The sequence below is a fragment of the Janibacter sp. YB324 genome, from assembly GCF_014217915.1.
Taxonomy (GTDB): domain Bacteria; phylum Actinomycetota; class Actinomycetes; order Actinomycetales; family Dermatophilaceae; genus Janibacter; species Janibacter indicus.
The window spans coordinates 2,778,986-2,795,384 of the sequence record NZ_CP060120.1 but is presented as its reverse complement, the minus strand read 5'-3'; the positions used below and the strand labels follow the sequence as shown (position 1 = coordinate 2,795,384).

Genomic DNA, 16,399 nt, shown 5'->3' with positions numbered 1-16,399 from the left:
GTAGTCAGCGGTTACTTCCCGCCGGGCGTCCAGTCCTCGGCATCTTCGAGGGTTTTCCACGCGGCGACGATCGACATGAGCATGGCTGCGATCAGGACGAGGGCCATCAGGGTGAGCGTCAATGGGATGAAGGCACCGGGCATGTCGATGCGGGCGAGGAAGGGCGCGGACTGCGCGAGGTGGGCGAAGATGGATGCCACGCCTGCTGTCAGCAGGGGCAGGCCAGTGGTGAGGCCGACGATGATGGCTGTGCGGGCGCGGGCGGGTCCGAAGAGCGCCAGCACCGGGGCGATCCGGCGGCTCTGCTCGGCCTGGGTTCCAAGGAAAGCGATCAGGACGCCAGCCAGACCCAGGGTCAGACCGACAGCCGCCCAGACGGACACCCATCGGAGTTGATGGAGCAGCCCGTCCGTCGCGGTGATCCACCGGGAGGCGAGCTCGCCGACGGGGGTGACCTGACCGCTGGCCTGGTAGGCGAGCTTCTTGAGTTCGGGGACGTCGACGGCGGCGCCCGTGGTGTCGACCAGGAGGTATTCGCCTTCTTGGGGGCGCGGTTGCCCGGTGCGGGCTGTGGCCTCGGGCGGCAGATTCGCGGCTTGGAGGACAGCCGAGGCTGGCGATTGGCGATCTGTGGAGTCGCAGGCGAAGCCGAGGTGCTCCAGGCCCGTGCACTGGCCCGTGAGTGTGCTGCCGCGGACACTGACGACCTCAAGCCCGTCGGGCACGGACTGAAGGAATCGACGTGCTGCGGGTTCCTCTGGCATCTCGACAACGGCGACCGACGGACCGATGACTTGGTTGAGACTGCGACCTTCCACCGAGAACGATTGTCCGAGCGCGGCGTACTGTGCCGCGAAGAAGGCGGCGAAGCACATGCTGCCGACGGCGAGGGTGAGGACGAGGAAGTTTCGTCCCATCGCTTGCAGTGATGCTCCGGTGATCAGCGGAGAGACACGTCCACGGCGGTGTCCCTGTTCACGCAGCCAAGTGCCAAGAGCGATCAGGGCTGCGCTCACGCTGACGGCCACTGCGACGAGGCTGGCGATGGACAGTCCCCACCGGAGGATCACGTTGAGCGGGCCCGGCGGTGGCGCTACCTGATCGGGCAGCCAGGAGGCGAGTGCAACGGCGACCGGTCCAGCGAGGATCCACGCGGCAGACAGATGAGAGCGAGCCGGTCCCGGACGGGTGTGACCGGGCCCCCGTCGGCCCGGGAGCGCGAAGCACCCCAACCCGATGCCGAGTGCCGCCAGCGTGACGAGCACAGTTCGCGGGATGGGGAGCGTTTCGGGTGAGACGACGAAGTCCACGTAGGGCACGGTCGGTTGGGATCGCGACCACGCCCAGACCGTGACAGCGGCAAGACAGGACCCGGCGAGCAGTCCCGGAAGGGCCGACCGGAGCGTGATGGTCCAGCGAAAGCGGACCGGGGCCCCGAGTGCTTCGAGAACACCGTCTCGTCGGCGGCGGCGATCTGCGACCCTCCGGGCGCAGGACACTGCGAGTCCGATCGCGGGCAGGACGACAAGAACGGCAACCGCCGGAAGCACAGCACTGAGCGTCTGGATCGTCAGGGACTCACCAAAGAACGCCGACGATGAGCCCACCGCCCACGGCGAGATCGGCGCACCGAACTCGCTCACCCGTTGTGCGCCGGAGGGAGGTTTCCCTTCCCCGATGATGTAGACGAGGTTCTCGTCGGGGGCACCCAGGCCCTCTGCCGCGATCGTGCCGCTGACGGGGCCGTAGCGCTCTTGGAGCTTCTGGGACTCATCAAGCTCCATCAGGTGCGGGGAGAGGACCACATCTCCTGGCGCCAGGCCCGCAGGCAGCCCTGGAGGCAATGGAGCGTCGGAGCTTCCCGGATACAGCGTGACCACGCTGAACTGCCCCTGCCCGGGCGCATCGTCCCAAGCCGCACTCAGGCTCGTCGTGCTCGCGGCGGACACCCCTGAGCCCTGGACCGGATAACGGGCGCCGTCACCGGCGGCCCGGACCTCGTACACCCCGTACGCGGTCGCAGCGACCATGGCAGCCAGGGCCAGACCCATCCCAGCGGCGAATGCCCACACAAAGGTGTGGCGCCAAGCCGAGGCTCGCCACAGCAGCCCCGTCATGCAGCACGATCAGCCGCGAGGGTCCCCGCAGAGGACAAGCGCAGCACACGGTCGGCCCGAGCGGCGATCTCAGCCGAATGAGTCACCACCAGTAGCGCGCATCCCTGCTCGCGGGGCAGACCGAAGAGCACGTCGGCCAGCGCGTTCGCGTTGTCGCTGTCCAGCGATCCCGTCGGTTCGTCGGCCAGGACCACCTGAGGGTCGCTGATCAAGGCACGGGCGACAGCGATCCGCTGTCGTTCCCCGCCAGAGACCACGTCCGTCGTCGACGCAGACGTGTGGACACCCAGTCGCTCCAGCAACTCCTCTGCTCGCTCGACCGCCTCGCGACCATCCTTCCCGGACCACATCATCGGCAGAGCCACGTTCTCAACCGGGCTCAACTCATCAAGCAACTCGCCGAACTGAAAAACCATCCCGACGTGGGCAGCGCGGTGCCGTGCTCGAACGGACTTCGACAACGACGACCAATCCTGACCAGCCACCGTCACCCGCCCCCGCGCAGGGGACAAAATCCCCAGCGCGAGGGAAAGCAACGTGGACTTGCCGACGCCGCTGGGCCCCATGAGCGCGACCGACTCACCACCCGCCACGGCCAGCGAGACATCCTCAAACAGCAGAGGCTGCTTCCGGTGGCCGTAGGCAACTGCAGATAACTCGATGGCCGTTGCCTTCGCTGGTCGACCCATTGCGCAGCCCCTCCCGACTCAGTGGACCAGAACCATCATCCCGTCGCGTCCCACGATCCGCACGGGTCGGGCTCGAGAGCGTGGACCTCACACGCACGGACCTGAACGACCCAGCGCGAGGTAGTGAAACTTAGTGCGCTGCCGCAGCCTCCGTTGTTGTCCCGCTCGTAGATCGTCGAGGAGCCAGCCTGGATCCAGTTCCCCTGAGCTGACTGGCCGTTGCACTTGGTGTCGTACACCTTGACTTTGTTCTGCGAGGCGGTGACGCGAACCTTGTCCTGGTACCGAGCGTCGTAGTACGCGTGAGCAGGCGCTGCCATCGCTCCGACAGTGATCATCGTCGCCAGGGCGACTTTCATGCTTCTCATAGTGATTCCTCCCCAATGCAGGCTGCCCCGTTGCAACCTGTCGAGCGACAGTTTGCTCCGTTGCGCCGACTTGTCAAACGGAACGTCCGCCTGTTCGTGGTTCAGCCCACTGGGGAAGACGTGGTGAACATGGACGAAGAACTGGAAGCCGCGCGCCCGACTCGTCGGCGTTGCTCGCCCAGTTGAGCCGAAGAGACCCACCGGATACTGGGGACCGGCGGGAATCGCCCCACAGGGCCGAGCGACTACGGCGTCCGCGGCCACGGTCGCCACCGAACTCTATGTAGGGGCATCGGTAACGAATGCACATCAGCGGCAGGTCTCGCGTGCCGCCGCCGGTCGCCGTCCCGTTGACCGGTCCGGACGCCCGTCTCCGGACCGGACCGACATGCGGCACCAACGAAAGTTGGCCCGTTCTACTGTCGGCCGAGGACCTTCTTGCCGTCATCTCGGAGCTCGCCGGTGGGTGAGACGTGGCGGTAGAGAGTCTGCCGAGTAACGCCGAGTTCTTTGCACAGTGCGGCGACGTTGGTGTCGGGCTGCCCCATGGACGCAGCGGCCAGGCGGACTTTGGCGCGGGTCATCTTAAATGGGCGTCCACCCTTACGTCCGCGAGCCCGTGCCGCGGCCAGCCCAGCGACGGTACGTTCGGAGATCAGGGCCCGTTCGTATTCGGACAGGGCCGCGAAGATGCCGAACACGAGCTTGCCCGCCGCCGTAGTGGTGTCGATCGCCGCGCCCTGCCCGGTCAACACCTGCAACCCGACGCCGCGGGCGGTGAGGTCATCGACGATGGTGACCAGGTGGCGCAGATTGCGGCCGAGCCGGTCCAGCTTCCACACCACCAGCGTGTCCCCCTCACGCAGCCCCTTCAGACAGGCCGCCAGCTGGGGCCGGTCGTCCTTGGCGCCGGAGGCGTGGTCCTCATACACCCGCTCGGGATCCACGCCGGCCGCGGTCATCGCGTCACGTTGTAGGTCGGTGGTCTGCGACCCGTCGACCTTCGACACCCGCACGTAGCCGACCAGCATCGAACCGACCTCCCATCACGCATACGACCGATTACGTGACACCGATATCCCCGTCTGCTCGCCCGGGGGCACTTGTCACTTAATCCGTCACCCAGTCTAAGTCACGCGAAGGGTCCGCGGGAGCCAATACGGGACAGTCGACGTCGGGTCGAGCTGAGTCTCGCGCGCACCTCGCCTCAGAAGGCGTCAGTGGGAGGTTGTCGTGGGGGATGCCGAGGGCAATCAGGTCAGCGCGGGCCCGCACGAAGGCGGCCTCGCTATCGGTCCAGGCGGTGAGGACGGTCAGGAGCTTCCGGGCGGCTGCCGGGTCGTCGCGGGCGAGGGCGATCGCCTCGTGCAGCGCATCCTTGGCCTTCTGCCAGTGGTCATCCGGTCCGGGGGCCGCTCGTGTGTCAGCGGGAACAGACGGTTCGGGGATCAGGAGCGGAGCGAGGGTGCCGTGTGCGGCGATCTCGCCGGTTTCGATCAGGTGCACGGCGGTGGCTGCGGCCTTGAGGAACTTCTGCTGGTGCGGCCAGGCCAGGTCTTCGTAGGGCCGCCAGGCACCGACGATCCCCGCGCGGACGGGGTGGCCGGTCGAGTGCCAGATGTGTTCGAGGGTGCGCCGGGAGTGGGCATCCAGCTTCGAGACGGGGGTGGACAGCTCGTCGATAAGCGCGCGCAGCAGCCGAAACCAGACGCCGACATGCACTGGGCGGCGAGGCAGGGTGACGGCGCCGGTGGAGAGGCCCTGGTGGGTACGCACGTCCATGGCGCGAACGGCCGCTGAGGCGGGCGTGGTGTGGGTGTTCGCCTCTTCCCACCCGAGGAAGGAGCCGGCGGCGCCGAGGGTCGGCGCCAGGTGGCAGCCGTGCTCGGGGCAGCTGAGCGTCAGCGGAAGCTGGGAGGCGAGAGTGAAGAACGGCGCGGTCGTCACACACAGCGGGCAGGCTCGGCGCATCGGACCTGCTGTGGGTAGCCAGGCCCGCCAGCCGGGCACTGGCCGTCGGTCTCGTAGTCCGGTCGCCCACAGCAGCGAGTCCTGATGGACGTAGGTCTCGAACCCCACCCCGGGCTCTGGCTCCGGGCCGAGGGTGTCCAGCAGCCAAGGCACCTGCCCGGCGATCGTCATCCGGCGGATGTCGCCGAGTGGGACGCCGGTGCGGTCGGCCAAGATGAGCAGCGCCCCGGCGGGTGGGTCCAGGTCCAGGTCAGCGCGGGTCAGGCTGGTCGTGTCGGTGCCGGGTGGGGCCACGTCGTGGCGGAGCAGCTCTTCGACCGTCATGCCGTATGGCTTGGCCAGCCGGGTCACCCAGGAGGAGAGGACCTCTCCCTCGCGTGGTGGCGGGTGCAGCGGCCAGCGGCGCGTCATGTCAGTTCGCGCTCGAACGTCCGGCGTCGTTCGGTGGGACCGACGTAGGGCGCGATGCGCAGGGTGCGCTGGTTGATCGCCTCCTCGCCGGACTCGATGGCGGCCACCGCGGCATCGGTGAGCAGGTGGGTGAGTTCGCCGATGGTGCCCTCGCTGCGGGTGAGCAGGTAGCGGGCCATGTCCTCGGTCGTGATCGGTGAGGGCCGGTGCAGCGGGAAGGACGCGGCGAAGCTGGCCAGCAACGAGCAGGCCTCCTCGCCCGCCTCCCACCGGGGCAGGGTGAGTGGTTCGAAGCGGTTCTCCAGCTGGTCATCGGAGCGGATCGCCAGGTAGGCCTCCTGGGTGCCGGCCCCGACCAGCGGGATGCGCAGCTCGTTGCCCAGGAAGCGCAGCAGGTTGAGGAACTCCCGCCGGGTGTGGGCCTGTCCGGCCAGGACGTTGTGCAACTCGTCGATGACCAGGACCCGCACCCCGACCGCCCGCAGGAGGCCCAAGGCGGCTTGTTCCATTTCGGCCACCCGTTGCCGGGGGCGTAGCGGTGCACCGAGGGCAGCCAGCAGGGCGACGTAGAACCGGCTGACCGAGGGTTCGGTGGGCATCTGCACGGCCAGCACCGGCACCTGCTCCCGTTCGGGGTGGGAGGTGGGCGGGTGAAGGCGGCGGAATTTCTCGATGATCATCGACTTGCCGTTGTTCGTCGGGCCGATCAGCAACAGGTTCGGCATCCGCTGCTTGCCCGGCCAGGTGTAGAGGGTCTCCAGCCGCTCCAGCGCCTCCGTGGCGCGGGAGTAGCCGATCCACCGGTCGGCGCGCACGTGCCGCACACGCTCCTGTGCCGGCAGCCGCGCGATCGACCGTGCGCTGGCGTGTAGATGCTCCAGTCCGCCATTCGCGACGTCTTCGCTGGCCCAGTCCTGGGCTTCGCTCACCATTGCTCAATCACCTCGAACGGCGCCGCAGAGCCCACGGGGGAAGCACTGCCCGGCTCCAGCGCGGTGGCCGGGAGATCTTCGGGCGGGACTGACGCAGCAGGTGCGGCCCGTGAGCGCGTCGCGGCACCGGCCTTGTCGCGGCGTTCGGCGTCGCGGCGGGCCTTGCGCGTGCTCGACCGCGCGGTGACGGTGATGGCGCGCATCTGCTCGACCATCCGAAACAGCGCCTGCTCGTCGACCTGCGCCCGGCCCTCGTGGCGGAGTCGCTCAAGTGCAGCGCGGTGCTCCCACACGCTCATCGCTGGACGCGACAGCGTCCGGTAGGGCACCGACAGATAGGTCTCGCCCTCGGGGTCAAGGACCCAGATGCGGCTGATGTCGCGCGGGTCACGGCGAATCACGAACCGGTCCAGCCGGTCGCGGCGGGCGATCCACGGCTTGAGCGCGTCGCTGAAGTAGTGCACGTGGTCGATGACGAACCCGGTGCGCGTCAGCCTCCGGCGGAACACCGGCAGAAAGTCGACCAGGAACGCGCTCTCGTTGGCCACCGTCACCGCGGGCGTCTCGGCATTGCCGGCCACCCAGCGGGCCTGTGGGGTCTGCCCCGTCGTGCCATGCACTCGCCCGTGATAGCTCGCCACCGCCAGCGCCAGCCACTTCTCCAGCTCCGCGACCGTCAGGGCAGCCTTGGCGTCGGAGTCGTAGCTGCCGCGCTGGGCCGGGTTGGAGAACGTCGTGCCGGGCAGCTCGTGGACCATCTCCATCAGCGTGCCGATGACCCGCTCGATAACCCCGCCATAGTGCGGGCGCCCCACTGGCCGGTAGTCCAGCGTGATCCCGTGCTCCTGGCAGCCCCGACGCAGAGCCTCGCTCTTGAACTCCGCGGCGTTGTCCAGAAACAGCTCGCCCGGCTTGCCGGCCATCGGCCAGTCCACCTCGATCCCCAGCCGCTCGACCCAGGCCCGCTTGTCGGTGACCATGTTCGCCAAGCACAGCCCAACCGACAGCGCCGAGGGGGCCTCCAGCGTGACCACCAGACCCACGATGGATCGAGAGAAGACGTCGATCGCGACCGTCACGTACGGCCGCCCGATCGGCAGGCGGTGCCGCTCGTCGACCACGATGAGGTCCACCACGGTGTGATCGATCTGGACCTGCTCCAGCACGCGGGTGACGGGCGGCACCCGTCCACCGGCCGACTCCAGCGACCGGGCCGCATCTGCTCCCTCGCGCGCCTTCATCGCGGCGAGCGGATCCAGGGCGGCGATGCGGCGCACGATCACGCCACGTGACGGGGCCGGCAGTCCCCGCGTACGGCAGACCCGGATGACCTCTCGGTGGATCGCGGTGATCTTCTTCCGCTGCCGGGTCAGGTAGTGCTTGCGCAGTACCTCCCGGATGACCACCTCGACCGCGCTCGGCAGTCGCTGCCCTCCCCGCCCACCGCTGGAACGACCCGGGATCAGGTCCGAGACCACGCCCTGCCCCTCGCGCCACCGACGCAGCAGGACATACACCTGCCGCCGCGAGATACCCAGCCGCTCGGCCGCCACCTCTGCGGCGACCGCTCCACCGGCCGTCCCGGCCACCGCCAATGGGCCGATCACCTCGGCTCGGCGAACCGCCAGCGCCCACACCTCATCGGAGACGGTCAGCAGACCGCGCTCGGCAACCCTGCCCTCGTCGACTGCATCGTCGTGCACACGACTATGGAACCACCGCGCACCGCTCGTGCACAGGGGTACGGACACGCCGCAAACTCACACCCGCGTGCAGACAGCCCAGAAAACGCAGGTCGCCGGTGCAGTCGACTTCGGACAATGACACAAGCGGTCGTGTTGTCGAGAAGCGCTCTAAATTGGAGCAACGCGATTTCTATCTAAGATGCGAGGATTCTGGTTGGGCGCACTCCGCCGATGAGGCCGTGCGGCATGATGTCGCGTCCCGCCAAGGTGGTCGGTGCTACTGGCTGTCAAAGGCCGATGGCTCGTTGATATTCAGCCCTGGCGGGTACCTGGCGCGGTCAGGAGTCCTGTGACTGGGCGGTGGCGTTGTGGCGGTAGAACGTGGCGCGGGACCACCCCACGAGTCGGGCTGCGTCTGTGGCGGTGCGTCCTTTGGCGCGGGCATCGTTGACGATCGCGAGCTTCTCGGCGATCACGGCTGGCTCCACGCGGGGTCGCCCGAACTGGGTGCCGGAGGCTTTGGCTGCGGCGATGCCGGCATTGACCCGTTCTGTGATCAGCTCCCGCTCGTATTCAGCCAAGGTGGCGAGCATGTTCAGCATCAGCCGTCCACTGGTGGTGGCTGGGTCGATGCCGTCTTGGATGGAGCGGATGCCGATGCCGGACTCGCGCAGCAGGGTCACCGTGTTCAGCACGTCGATCAGTGAGCGTCCCAGCCGGTCCACTCGCCAGACCACGACCGTGTCTCCAGCGGTGGCGTACTCCAGGAGTCGGCGCGGCCTAACCAATCCCCACCGTCTGCGTGGAGCACCACAAGGCTGTCTGCGACGGTTGGGCGTGCACACACTGGACGCGGTCGTGCTCACCTACTTCCACGACGACCAGGTCGAGAGGGGGAACAGTGACGCTGCGTGCACGCAGCAGGACAACGCCCAGGCCAGAGATGCTGCCGTGGGCTGTCTATTGGGAGACCGAGCGCTCAATTCTGTCGATGAGGGCCTCCAGGCCGATCTCGAACTCTTGCTCGGTGGTGTCTTGACTGAGTCGGTCCTGCATGCGGCACACATGGGGGGCCTGCTGGAGGTCGAAGTAGGCGTCCTGTTCGGGGATGGCGGCTTCACCTTCGTTGAGGGTTTCATCCACGGAGAGGATGTCCTCCCCATGTGCAGCGACCTCCAGCAGCAGGGAACCGATCAAGAACGTGGTGAAGGCCTTGTATGCATCCACGGCCCTGATGTCATCGAAGCCGAAGTCGCTGAGCGTGGCCAGGAAGTGCTCGACCAGCTCGATGCTGCGCAAAGGCGGGCGCAGCCACGGTGTTGCTGGGTGCCGGGAAGCGACTAACGGGAACGCGGCAGGATGGGATTGGGCCACCCGGCGGACTTCATTGGCCAGCACTTGCAAGTACCCCTGCCACGACGTGAACCCGACCGCGTCCGCGCGGGCGGTGACACCATCCATGAGTTTCTCCACGACCGCCTCCAGCAGGGCCTCGCGTCCGGAGACATAGCGGTACAAGGACATTGCTGCGACGCCGAGGTCTTGTCCCACGCGGCGCATCGTCAGTCCCTGAACGCCGTGTGTGTCGATCGAGGTGATCGCTGTCTGCACGATCAGATCCCGGTCCAAGCGTGGGCGCGAACCTCCAGATGGACCGGAGAGAGTATTCATGGCTGTCCTTCCACAGGTACGGGCTGGCGTGCCCATCATCGCGGACCTCTGCCCCCCGTTGCCGCGACCTCGCGCACCAACTAGGTTTACGTCGTAAGCACGATCTGTGCCGCGCCCTCGCCCCCAACGAGTCTCTGATGCAGATTGACAAGCAGGAGATCGTTGACCTGCTCAACAGCCGTGGGGAGAACGACAAGGCGCAGGAGCGGACGCGGCCATGCCGGACGACGTGGACACCAGTCAACACCAGGGCGTGCTGGGGAGTCTGAGACTAAGCCCGACCGATCTGGCCAACCTCGCTGGCAACTTCAGCCTCTGACCTACTGGCCAGCGGCGACCACGTTCGCAGTCTCCCCCCTTCTCGCTCAGGGGGCGAGGGCGTCCTCGGTCAAGAGGCGAACGATGGCTGCTCAGGTTGCCGCGGATTCGGGCAGATGGCCCTTCCTTTTGGCGTAGGCCTGCGTGGACTTGTGATTGATCATGACCTTGGCTAGTTGCACGACTGCGCCGGAGATCAGCGCGAAGGCGATGGCCTCCCCCCAGTTGACCTCCGGGTTTTCCGGGTTGTCTGGAACGGTGCCGTCGGTAACGAGCGCCCACCCCTTTTCGATGACTTTCCTCGCCATGATCCCGCCGCCGATGGCCGTGCCGGTAGTGGCCAGACTCCACAGCTTGTCGCTCATGATGGCGTGCTCCTCGTTGCTGTCGGTGTGCTGAGTTCGGGCACCGCCAACACGAAGAAGAAGGTTGTGAAGGGGGCGCCTTCACTTGTAAGTTTACAAGGTACGCACCCCGGGGCAAACGCGGAAGCACCACCAAGGTCCCGTCCTGGGCTCCCGAAGAGACTGGAGCAGACGATGAACAAGATCACCATGACAGTGGCGTTCGGGGCCGGGTACGTCCTCGGCACTCGAGCGGGCCGGGAACGCTACGACCAGTTGCGCGACCGCGCACTGGCGTTGTGGACCGACCCGACGGTGCAGAAGCAAGCCAAGAAGGTCCAAGAGCAAGCCAAACAGGTGCCCGGACAGGTCAAGGAGCACTTGCCCGACTCCATAAGCAGGACATCTCAGGACGGCAAGGACAGGACCCAGACCCACACCATGGGTGACGACTTCGCATCCGCCCCAGACATGGACCACGACGACCCCTTGCCGCCCCCGACCTCCGGTCCGGAGCCAGGGGTGAGCGACGTCCCAGGCGGTCATGGTCGTGGCTGAGCAGATGGAACCGCCACCCCGCGGCGCTTCGACCGGCGAGTTGATCTCCCGGTTGAGCGAACAGACCAGCACGTTGATTCGCGATGAGATGCGACTGGCGACGGCCGAACTCAGCGCCAAGGCCAAGCATGCCGGTGCGGGACTGGGCATGTTCGGCGCCGGGGGTTTGCTCGCGTTCTTTGGCGCAGCCGCGTTGGTAACGACCGCCATCTTGGCTTTGGCGCTCATCCTGCCGGCGTGGGCCGCGGCCCTGATCGTGGCGGCGCTACTGCTGATCGCCGCCGGGGTGGTGTCCTTGCTGGGCAAGAAGCAGGTCGAGCAGGTCGGACCACTAAAACCCGAGCGCGCCATGGCGAATGTGCAACGTGATGTCACCCAGGTCAAGGAAGCGAGCAGCCGTGAGCACGAATGAATCCAACGAGCCCGTCACTAGTGCGTCGACACCCACCGAGTCGGACAGTACCGATCCGGCCAAGATCGAAGCGGACATCGCCCGACACCGCGAAGACCTGGGCATCACCGTCAATGAGTTGACCGACCGCCTGGACGTGAAGAAGCGGGCCAAGCGCCAGGTCAACGACCTCAAGGGCCAAGGCCTTAACCGAGTCCAAGACCTCAAGATGCGAGCCCAGCAGCCCCAAAACATCGAACTGGCGGTCCTCGCCGCACAGATGCTCGCGCTCGTGGCCGGCGTGGCTGCCGTGGCCGGGGCGATCTGGTGGTGGCGCCGGTGAATGCTCGGGCCGTCACCGGCGATGAGGACCACGGCAAGGCACCGCACCCGGAAGACGACGCCAAAGCGGACAGCCCCGCGAAGATCACCAGCGCGGGCTGGAAATTCACCGGCCGCAAAGCCGTCCGGGAGTTCTTGGCCGACCAGTGCACGGACTTGGCGGCCGCGCTGACCTACTACGCAGTGCTGGCCATCTTCCCGGCGCTGATCGCGATCTTCTCCCTGCTGGGACTCGTCGGTCAGAGCCAGACCACCATCGACGCAGTCATGCCGGTACTGAAGCAGGTCCTGGGCAGTTCCGGATCCCAGACCCTGGAACCCGTCGTCCGCTCCCTAGCAACCTCACCCGGGGCCGGGCTGGCTCTCATCCTGGGTTTGGCCACCGCCTTGTGGTCCGCCTCGGGCTACGTCACGGCTTTCAGCCGGGCGATGAACCGTGTCTATGAGATCGGCGAGGGGCGACCCATCTGGAAGCTTCGTCCCCTGATGCTCCTGATCACCTTGGTCATGGTCCTGCTCGTGGTGCTTGTGGCCTTGATGCTGGTGTTGTCCGGACCTGCAGCGCAGGCGATCGGCGACCTGATTGGGCTGGGTTCCACCGCTTTGACTGTCTGGAGCATCGCCAAGTGGCCCGTCATCCTCGTCTTGGTGATGTTGATCGTGGCGATCCTGTACTACACGACCCCGAACGTGCAGCAGCCGAAATTCCGCTGGATCAGCGTCGGCGCTGGCATCGCGATTCTGGTCTGGATCCTGATCTCGCTCGCTTTCGGTCTCTACATCGTCAACTTCTCCAACTACGGCAGTACCTACGGGTCGTTCGCCGGAGTGGTCATCTTCCTGCTGTGGCTGTGGATCACTAACCTCGCGTTGCTGTTCGGGGCCGAGGTCGACGCAGAGCTCGAACGCTCCCGTCAACTGATGGCCGGGATCGAGGCCGAACGCGACATCCAGCTCCCTGTGCGGGACGACACCAAGATCCGCAAAGACGAAAAGAAGGAGCAGCAAGACATCGAGCAGGCAGCGAACCTGCGCCACAGCTCCGGCCAGACCACGGACACGGATAAGACTGAAGACCCCCGCAAAGACACCGATCGGAGACCGTCATGACCGGACGTCCCACAGACCCGCGCCAGCGACTGGTGAGGGTCCCAGATGAGAGCGAAGAATGCGCCCGCCGCCGTTCGCGACTCCAAGCCCTCAGGAAGCAAATCGCCGCCGGGCGCAGCAGCGTGAATCCCGCAATAGCCGGGGAACCATCAGCAGCCGGAGAAGGCAGCCCGCCCGGCAACTCGGCCCGCCCGGGCGGTTGACGCCTTGTTCGATGCAACCGGGCAAGACGTTGGTGACGTCGGTCAGGAGGTGTGAATCCGGGACTGGGTTTCCAGTGCACTCAAGAAGCGCTCTCAAGGTCGGGTGGCCAGTTGTGTGGTTCCGCCTAATCGGAGATTGCGACGCTTGCGAGGCACCCCTAGATTCGTGCGACGGGACGCTCGCGATCGGATGCTGAAGAGCGGGTGGGCTCCGAGCCAACACCAACTCCTTGAACGCGTCATCGGCCACGACGTCGAACCCGAGTCGGTCGTACACGGTGGACAGAACGTGCCACAGCAGCGCGGATCTCCTGCCCGTGATCATCCCCGGTCGCTCAGGGACACCCTCCTCTTCGCCGGCGCCCGCATCCTACTCAGCGGCCGAGACGCAACGAAGCTGGAGCGTACGGCCGCCGAGATCGGCGACAACACCAAAGTGGTACCGATCGACGCGTCGTCTCCGGAATCAGTGACGCAAGCGTCAAGCTCCCTCGCTGACGAGGACATCACGATCCTGGTCAATAACGCCGGCATCGCCGGGCCGGTACTTCCGCTCTGGCAGATCCAGCCCGAAGACTGGGACGAAGTGTTCGCTGCCAACGTCAGAGGCGTCTATCTGATGTGCCGCGCCGTACTACCATCCATGATCGCCCACGGATCCGGCGACATCTGAACCGCCCCGGCGTGTCCGGAGGCTCCGTTCCTTGGGAAGGATGGAGTCATGTCAGGGAGTACATCGAAGAGGTATCCGGCCGAGCTGCGTGAGCGGGCGGTACGGATGGTCGCCGAGATCCGGGCCGAGCACGAGTCGGAGTGGGCCGCGATGAGCCGGGTCGCCGAGCTGCTGGGGGTGGGCACACCGGAAACGGTGCGCAAGTGGTGTCGTCAGGCTGAGGTGGACGCCGGCCAGCGCCCGGGGGTCACGTCCGAGGAGTCGGCAGAGCTGAAGCGGCTGAAGCGGGAGAACGCCGAGCTCAAACGCGCGAACGCGATCCTCAAGAGCGCGTCGGCTTTTTTCGCGGCCGAACTCGACCGGCCACAGCGCTGATCGTGCGCTACATCGACGAGCACGTCGGTCAGCAGCACGAGGACGCCGACGGGCAGGGTCTGCGATGGGGTGTCGAGTCGATCTGCGCCGCGCTCACCGAGCTCGGCTGCAAGATCGCCCCCGCGACCTACTACGAGCACCGAGGCCGCCAGCCGAGCGCCCAGCAGGTGCGCGACGAGGAGTTGAAGCCGATGATCGAGCAGGTCCACGCGGCCAATTACGGCGTCTACGGCGCACGGAAAGTGTGGCTGACGCTCAACCGTCAGCGGGCAGCCGACGCATCGCCGATCGCGCGCTGCACCGTCGAGCGGCTCATGGGCGAGCTTGGGCTGGCAGGCGCGGTGCGCGGGAAGGTCAAGCGCACCACGATCAGCGACCCGAAGGCCCCGAAACCGCTTGACTTGGTCGATCGCAACTTCGAGCCGTTGGCGCCGGACCGGCTGTGGGTGGCCGACTTCACGTACTGCTCGACGTGGTCGGGCTGGTGTTACACCGCCTTTGTCATCGACGCCTACGCCCGGCGGATCCTGGGCTGGTCGGTGTCGACCACGATGACCAGCCAGCTCGTCCTGGACGCAGTCGAGCAGGCCATCTGGACCCGCGGCCGCGAAGATCGTGGCGGTGACCTGACCGGCCTGATCGCCCACCACGACCACGGCGCCCAGTACATGTCCGTGGCCTACTCCGAACGGCTCGACACCGCGGGAATCAAGCCCTCGACCGGCCTCGTCGGCTCGTCGCACGACAACGCGCTGGCCGAGTCGATCATCGGGCTCTACAAGACCGAGCTGGTCAAGCGACAGCGGCCGTGGAAGGGCTTCGACGACCTCGAGATCGCCACCGCCGAGTGGGTCGACTGGTACAACTGTGAGACTGCTCAGGCATCCGCTGGCCAGGGTCTGACCCCTGGTTACAACTGACCCGTCCCCTTGGACGGTGTCCTTCGAGTGGACCTGTCGACCCTGAGCCGGCGGATGCGTCCCGGTGATCAGACCGGCCGGGCAGTGACCTGATAGAAGCCTGATCTGACTTGGTCTCGTCACAGTTCTGTCCCGCTCCGGCCGGTCCGTTCGCTGTCCCGCACCGATCAGTGGAGGCCAGCAGTGAGCATCATGACGAATACGAGCCCATCACATCCACGCGGACGCATCGAGGCACCTGGCCTCATCGTCGGCGTCGACACCCACAAGGACTTCCACGTGGCCGCAGCCGTGGATGAGCGCGGTGCTCTACTCGAGATCGCTCGCTTCAGTGCCACACGGACCGGATATGACCGCCTCGCACTGTGGGCCGAGGGCCTGCGCCGACAGGTCACTGGCCAGGTGGCGGACGTTGCCCTGACGTACGCCATCGAAGGCACAAGCTCGTATGGGGCCGGACTGGTCGCGGCCCTGCGCCCCACGGGCGTCACGATCCATGAGGTCGCCCGCCCCAACCGGCGAGACCGTCGCCTGCGCGGCAAGACGGACGCCTTCGACGCGGAGAACGCCGCCCGTGCCGTGCTGGCCGGGACTGTCACCGCAACCGCGAAGACCGCGGACGGGAACATTGAGATGATCCGCGTCATCAAGTGCGCCAAGCACGCCGCGGTCAAAGCCCGGGCCGCCACGATGATCAGCCTGCGGCACCTGATCGTCACCGCTCCTGCCGATCTGCGCGAGCAACTCGAGCCGCTGACCAAGATGGCCCTGCTGCGCCGCTGCGCAGGGCTCAGGCCAGGCGAGGTCGATGACCCCACCGCCGCGACGAAGTATGCGCTGCGCGCGATGGCTCGCCGGTGGCTCTACCTCAGCGAGGAGATCACTAAGCACGAAGCGCAGCTGGACCGGTTGACCACCGCGGTCGCTCCCCAGCTCCGCGAGGGGTGCGGCATCGGCCCCGACGCGGCCGCCGAGCTCCTCACAGTCATCGGCGACAACGTCGCCAGGGTCACCAGTGAGGCCGCCCTGGCCAAACTATGCGGCGTCAACCCCATCCCAGCCTCTTCCGGCCGGACCAACCGTCACCGACTCAACCGAGGTGGACACCGGCAGGCCAACGCAGCGCTCTACCGCATCGTCATCGTCCGCATGAGGCTCGACGAGCGCACCAAGACCTACGTGACCCGACGAACGGCCGAGGGCAAGACCAAATCCGAGATCATCCGATGCCTCAAACGACACCTCATCCGAGAGATCTGGCGCACCACCCGACACCTACGGACCCAAGAGCAAACCGCCCCAGCCGCCGCTGCTTGACGCA

General features: G+C 66.7%; 16 protein-coding genes and 1 pseudogene. 7 read left to right on the top strand and 10 right to left on the bottom strand.

Annotation, left to right across the window (positions count from 1 at the left end):
• Positions 1-11: 11 nt before the first annotated feature.
• The 10 genes and pseudogenes from H7A72_RS13710 to H7A72_RS13665 all read right to left on the bottom strand — a co-directional run bounded on the left by H7A72_RS13710 (position 12) and on the right by H7A72_RS13665 (position 10,527).
• Complete coding sequence (locus H7A72_RS13710; RefSeq protein WP_185220870.1) at positions 12-2,117, bottom strand: hypothetical protein; 2,106 nt, start codon at positions 2,115-2,117, stop codon at positions 12-14.
• The gene (locus H7A72_RS13705; RefSeq protein WP_185220869.1) at positions 2,114-2,806 is read right to left on the bottom strand and encodes an ABC transporter ATP-binding protein; all 693 of its coding nucleotides are present in this window, start codon (positions 2,804-2,806) and stop codon (positions 2,114-2,116) included. The genes H7A72_RS13710 and H7A72_RS13705 overlap by 4 nt, the downstream gene beginning before the upstream one ends.
• 35 nt (positions 2,807-2,841) lie before the next feature.
• Positions 2,842-3,438 carry a hypothetical protein gene (locus H7A72_RS13700; protein ID WP_185220868.1) on the bottom strand — a complete coding sequence of 199 codons (597 nt, stop codon included), beginning with the start codon at positions 3,436-3,438 and terminating at the stop codon, positions 2,842-2,844.
• Between the two features lie 152 nt (positions 3,439-3,590).
• Positions 3,591-4,205 (bottom strand): recombinase family protein, encoded by a 615-nt coding sequence (locus H7A72_RS13695; protein WP_185220867.1) that lies wholly within the window; start codon positions 4,203-4,205, stop codon positions 3,591-3,593.
• Between the two features lie 79 nt (positions 4,206-4,284).
• On the bottom strand, positions 4,285-5,496 hold the full coding sequence (locus H7A72_RS13690; RefSeq protein WP_370543539.1) for a TniQ family protein: 1,212 nt from the start codon (positions 5,494-5,496) through the stop codon (positions 4,285-4,287).
• A 56-nt stretch (positions 5,497-5,552) separates the two neighbouring features.
• A complete protein-coding gene (locus tag H7A72_RS13685) occupies positions 5,553-6,437 on the bottom strand; it encodes a TniB family NTP-binding protein (RefSeq protein WP_094078865.1) in 885 nt (294 codons plus the stop codon).
• 44 nt (positions 6,438-6,481) lie between these two features.
• The gene (locus H7A72_RS13680; protein ID WP_072623515.1) at positions 6,482-8,191 is read right to left on the bottom strand and encodes a Mu transposase C-terminal domain-containing protein; all 1,710 of its coding nucleotides are present in this window, start codon (positions 8,189-8,191) and stop codon (positions 6,482-6,484) included.
• Positions 8,192-8,511: 320 nt separating this feature from the next.
• Positions 8,512-8,949 (bottom strand): annotated as a pseudogene (locus tag H7A72_RS13675) (recombinase family protein); the annotation flags it as partial.
• A 184-nt stretch (positions 8,950-9,133) separates the two neighbouring features.
• Positions 9,134-9,784 carry a TetR/AcrR family transcriptional regulator C-terminal domain-containing protein gene (locus H7A72_RS13670; RefSeq protein WP_236953398.1) on the bottom strand — a complete coding sequence of 217 codons (651 nt, stop codon included), beginning with the start codon at positions 9,782-9,784 and terminating at the stop codon, positions 9,134-9,136.
• A 470-nt stretch (positions 9,785-10,254) separates the two neighbouring features.
• Positions 10,255-10,527, bottom strand: a complete 273-nt coding sequence (locus tag H7A72_RS13665) for a DUF4235 domain-containing protein (RefSeq protein ID WP_072625943.1) — start codon at positions 10,525-10,527, stop codon at positions 10,255-10,257.
• 174 nt (positions 10,528-10,701) lie between these two features.
• On the opposite strand from H7A72_RS13665, the gene H7A72_RS13660 reads away from it, so the two are divergent.
• The 7 genes from H7A72_RS13660 to H7A72_RS13630 all read left to right on the top strand — a co-directional run bounded on the left by H7A72_RS13660 (position 10,702) and on the right by H7A72_RS13630 (position 16,395).
• Complete coding sequence (locus tag H7A72_RS13660) at positions 10,702-11,064, top strand: hypothetical protein (protein ID WP_072625942.1); 363 nt, start codon at positions 10,702-10,704, stop codon at positions 11,062-11,064.
• On the top strand, positions 11,051-11,476 hold the full coding sequence (locus H7A72_RS13655; protein ID WP_094078862.1) for a phage holin family protein: 426 nt from the start codon (positions 11,051-11,053) through the stop codon (positions 11,474-11,476). Before H7A72_RS13660 ends, H7A72_RS13655 begins: the two co-directional genes overlap by 14 nt.
• Positions 11,463-11,798, top strand: coding sequence for a DUF3618 domain-containing protein (locus H7A72_RS13650; protein ID WP_159451236.1), 336 nt, complete (start codon positions 11,463-11,465; stop codon positions 11,796-11,798). The genes H7A72_RS13655 and H7A72_RS13650 overlap by 14 nt, the downstream gene beginning before the upstream one ends.
• On the top strand, positions 11,795-12,907 hold the full coding sequence (locus H7A72_RS13645; protein ID WP_223277655.1) for a YihY/virulence factor BrkB family protein: 1,113 nt from the start codon (positions 11,795-11,797) through the stop codon (positions 12,905-12,907). Before H7A72_RS13650 ends, H7A72_RS13645 begins: the two co-directional genes overlap by 4 nt.
• A gap of 492 nt (positions 12,908-13,399) precedes the next feature.
• Positions 13,400-13,783, top strand: coding sequence for an SDR family oxidoreductase (locus tag H7A72_RS13640; RefSeq protein ID WP_185220864.1), 384 nt, complete (start codon positions 13,400-13,402; stop codon positions 13,781-13,783).
• A gap of 48 nt (positions 13,784-13,831) precedes the next feature.
• Positions 13,832-15,078 (top strand): IS3 family transposase gene (locus H7A72_RS13635; protein ID WP_223277654.1). Its coding sequence is split into 2 segments (ribosomal slippage): positions 13,832-14,126 and positions 14,126-15,078, totalling 1,248 coding nucleotides; the frame shifts between segments, so codons are not numbered across the junction.
• A gap of 192 nt (positions 15,079-15,270) precedes the next feature.
• Complete coding sequence (locus tag H7A72_RS13630) at positions 15,271-16,395, top strand: IS110 family transposase (RefSeq protein ID WP_072626112.1); 1,125 nt, start codon at positions 15,271-15,273, stop codon at positions 16,393-16,395.
• Positions 16,396-16,399: the final 4 nt, after the last annotated feature.

Coding starts and splice junctions, on each gene's coding strand:
- H7A72_RS13710 (WP_185220870.1), bottom strand. CDS start 2,117: ATGACGGGGCTGCTGTGGCGAGCCTCGGCTTGGCGCCACACCTTTGTG.
- H7A72_RS13705 (WP_185220869.1), bottom strand. CDS start 2,806: ATGGGTCGACCAGCGAAGGCAACGGCCATCGAGTTATCTGCAGTTGCC.
- H7A72_RS13695 (WP_185220867.1), bottom strand. CDS start 4,205: ATGCTGGTCGGCTACGTGCGGGTGTCGAAGGTCGACGGGTCGCAGACC.
- H7A72_RS13665 (WP_072625943.1), bottom strand. CDS start 10,527: ATGAGCGACAAGCTGTGGAGTCTGGCCACTACCGGCACGGCCATCGGC.
- H7A72_RS13660 (WP_072625942.1), top strand. CDS start 10,702: ATGAACAAGATCACCATGACAGTGGCGTTCGGGGCCGGGTACGTCCTC.
- H7A72_RS13655 (WP_094078862.1), top strand. CDS start 11,051: ATGGTCGTGGCTGAGCAGATGGAACCGCCACCCCGCGGCGCTTCGACC.
- H7A72_RS13630 (WP_072626112.1), top strand. CDS start 15,271: ATGACGAATACGAGCCCATCACATCCACGCGGACGCATCGAGGCACCT.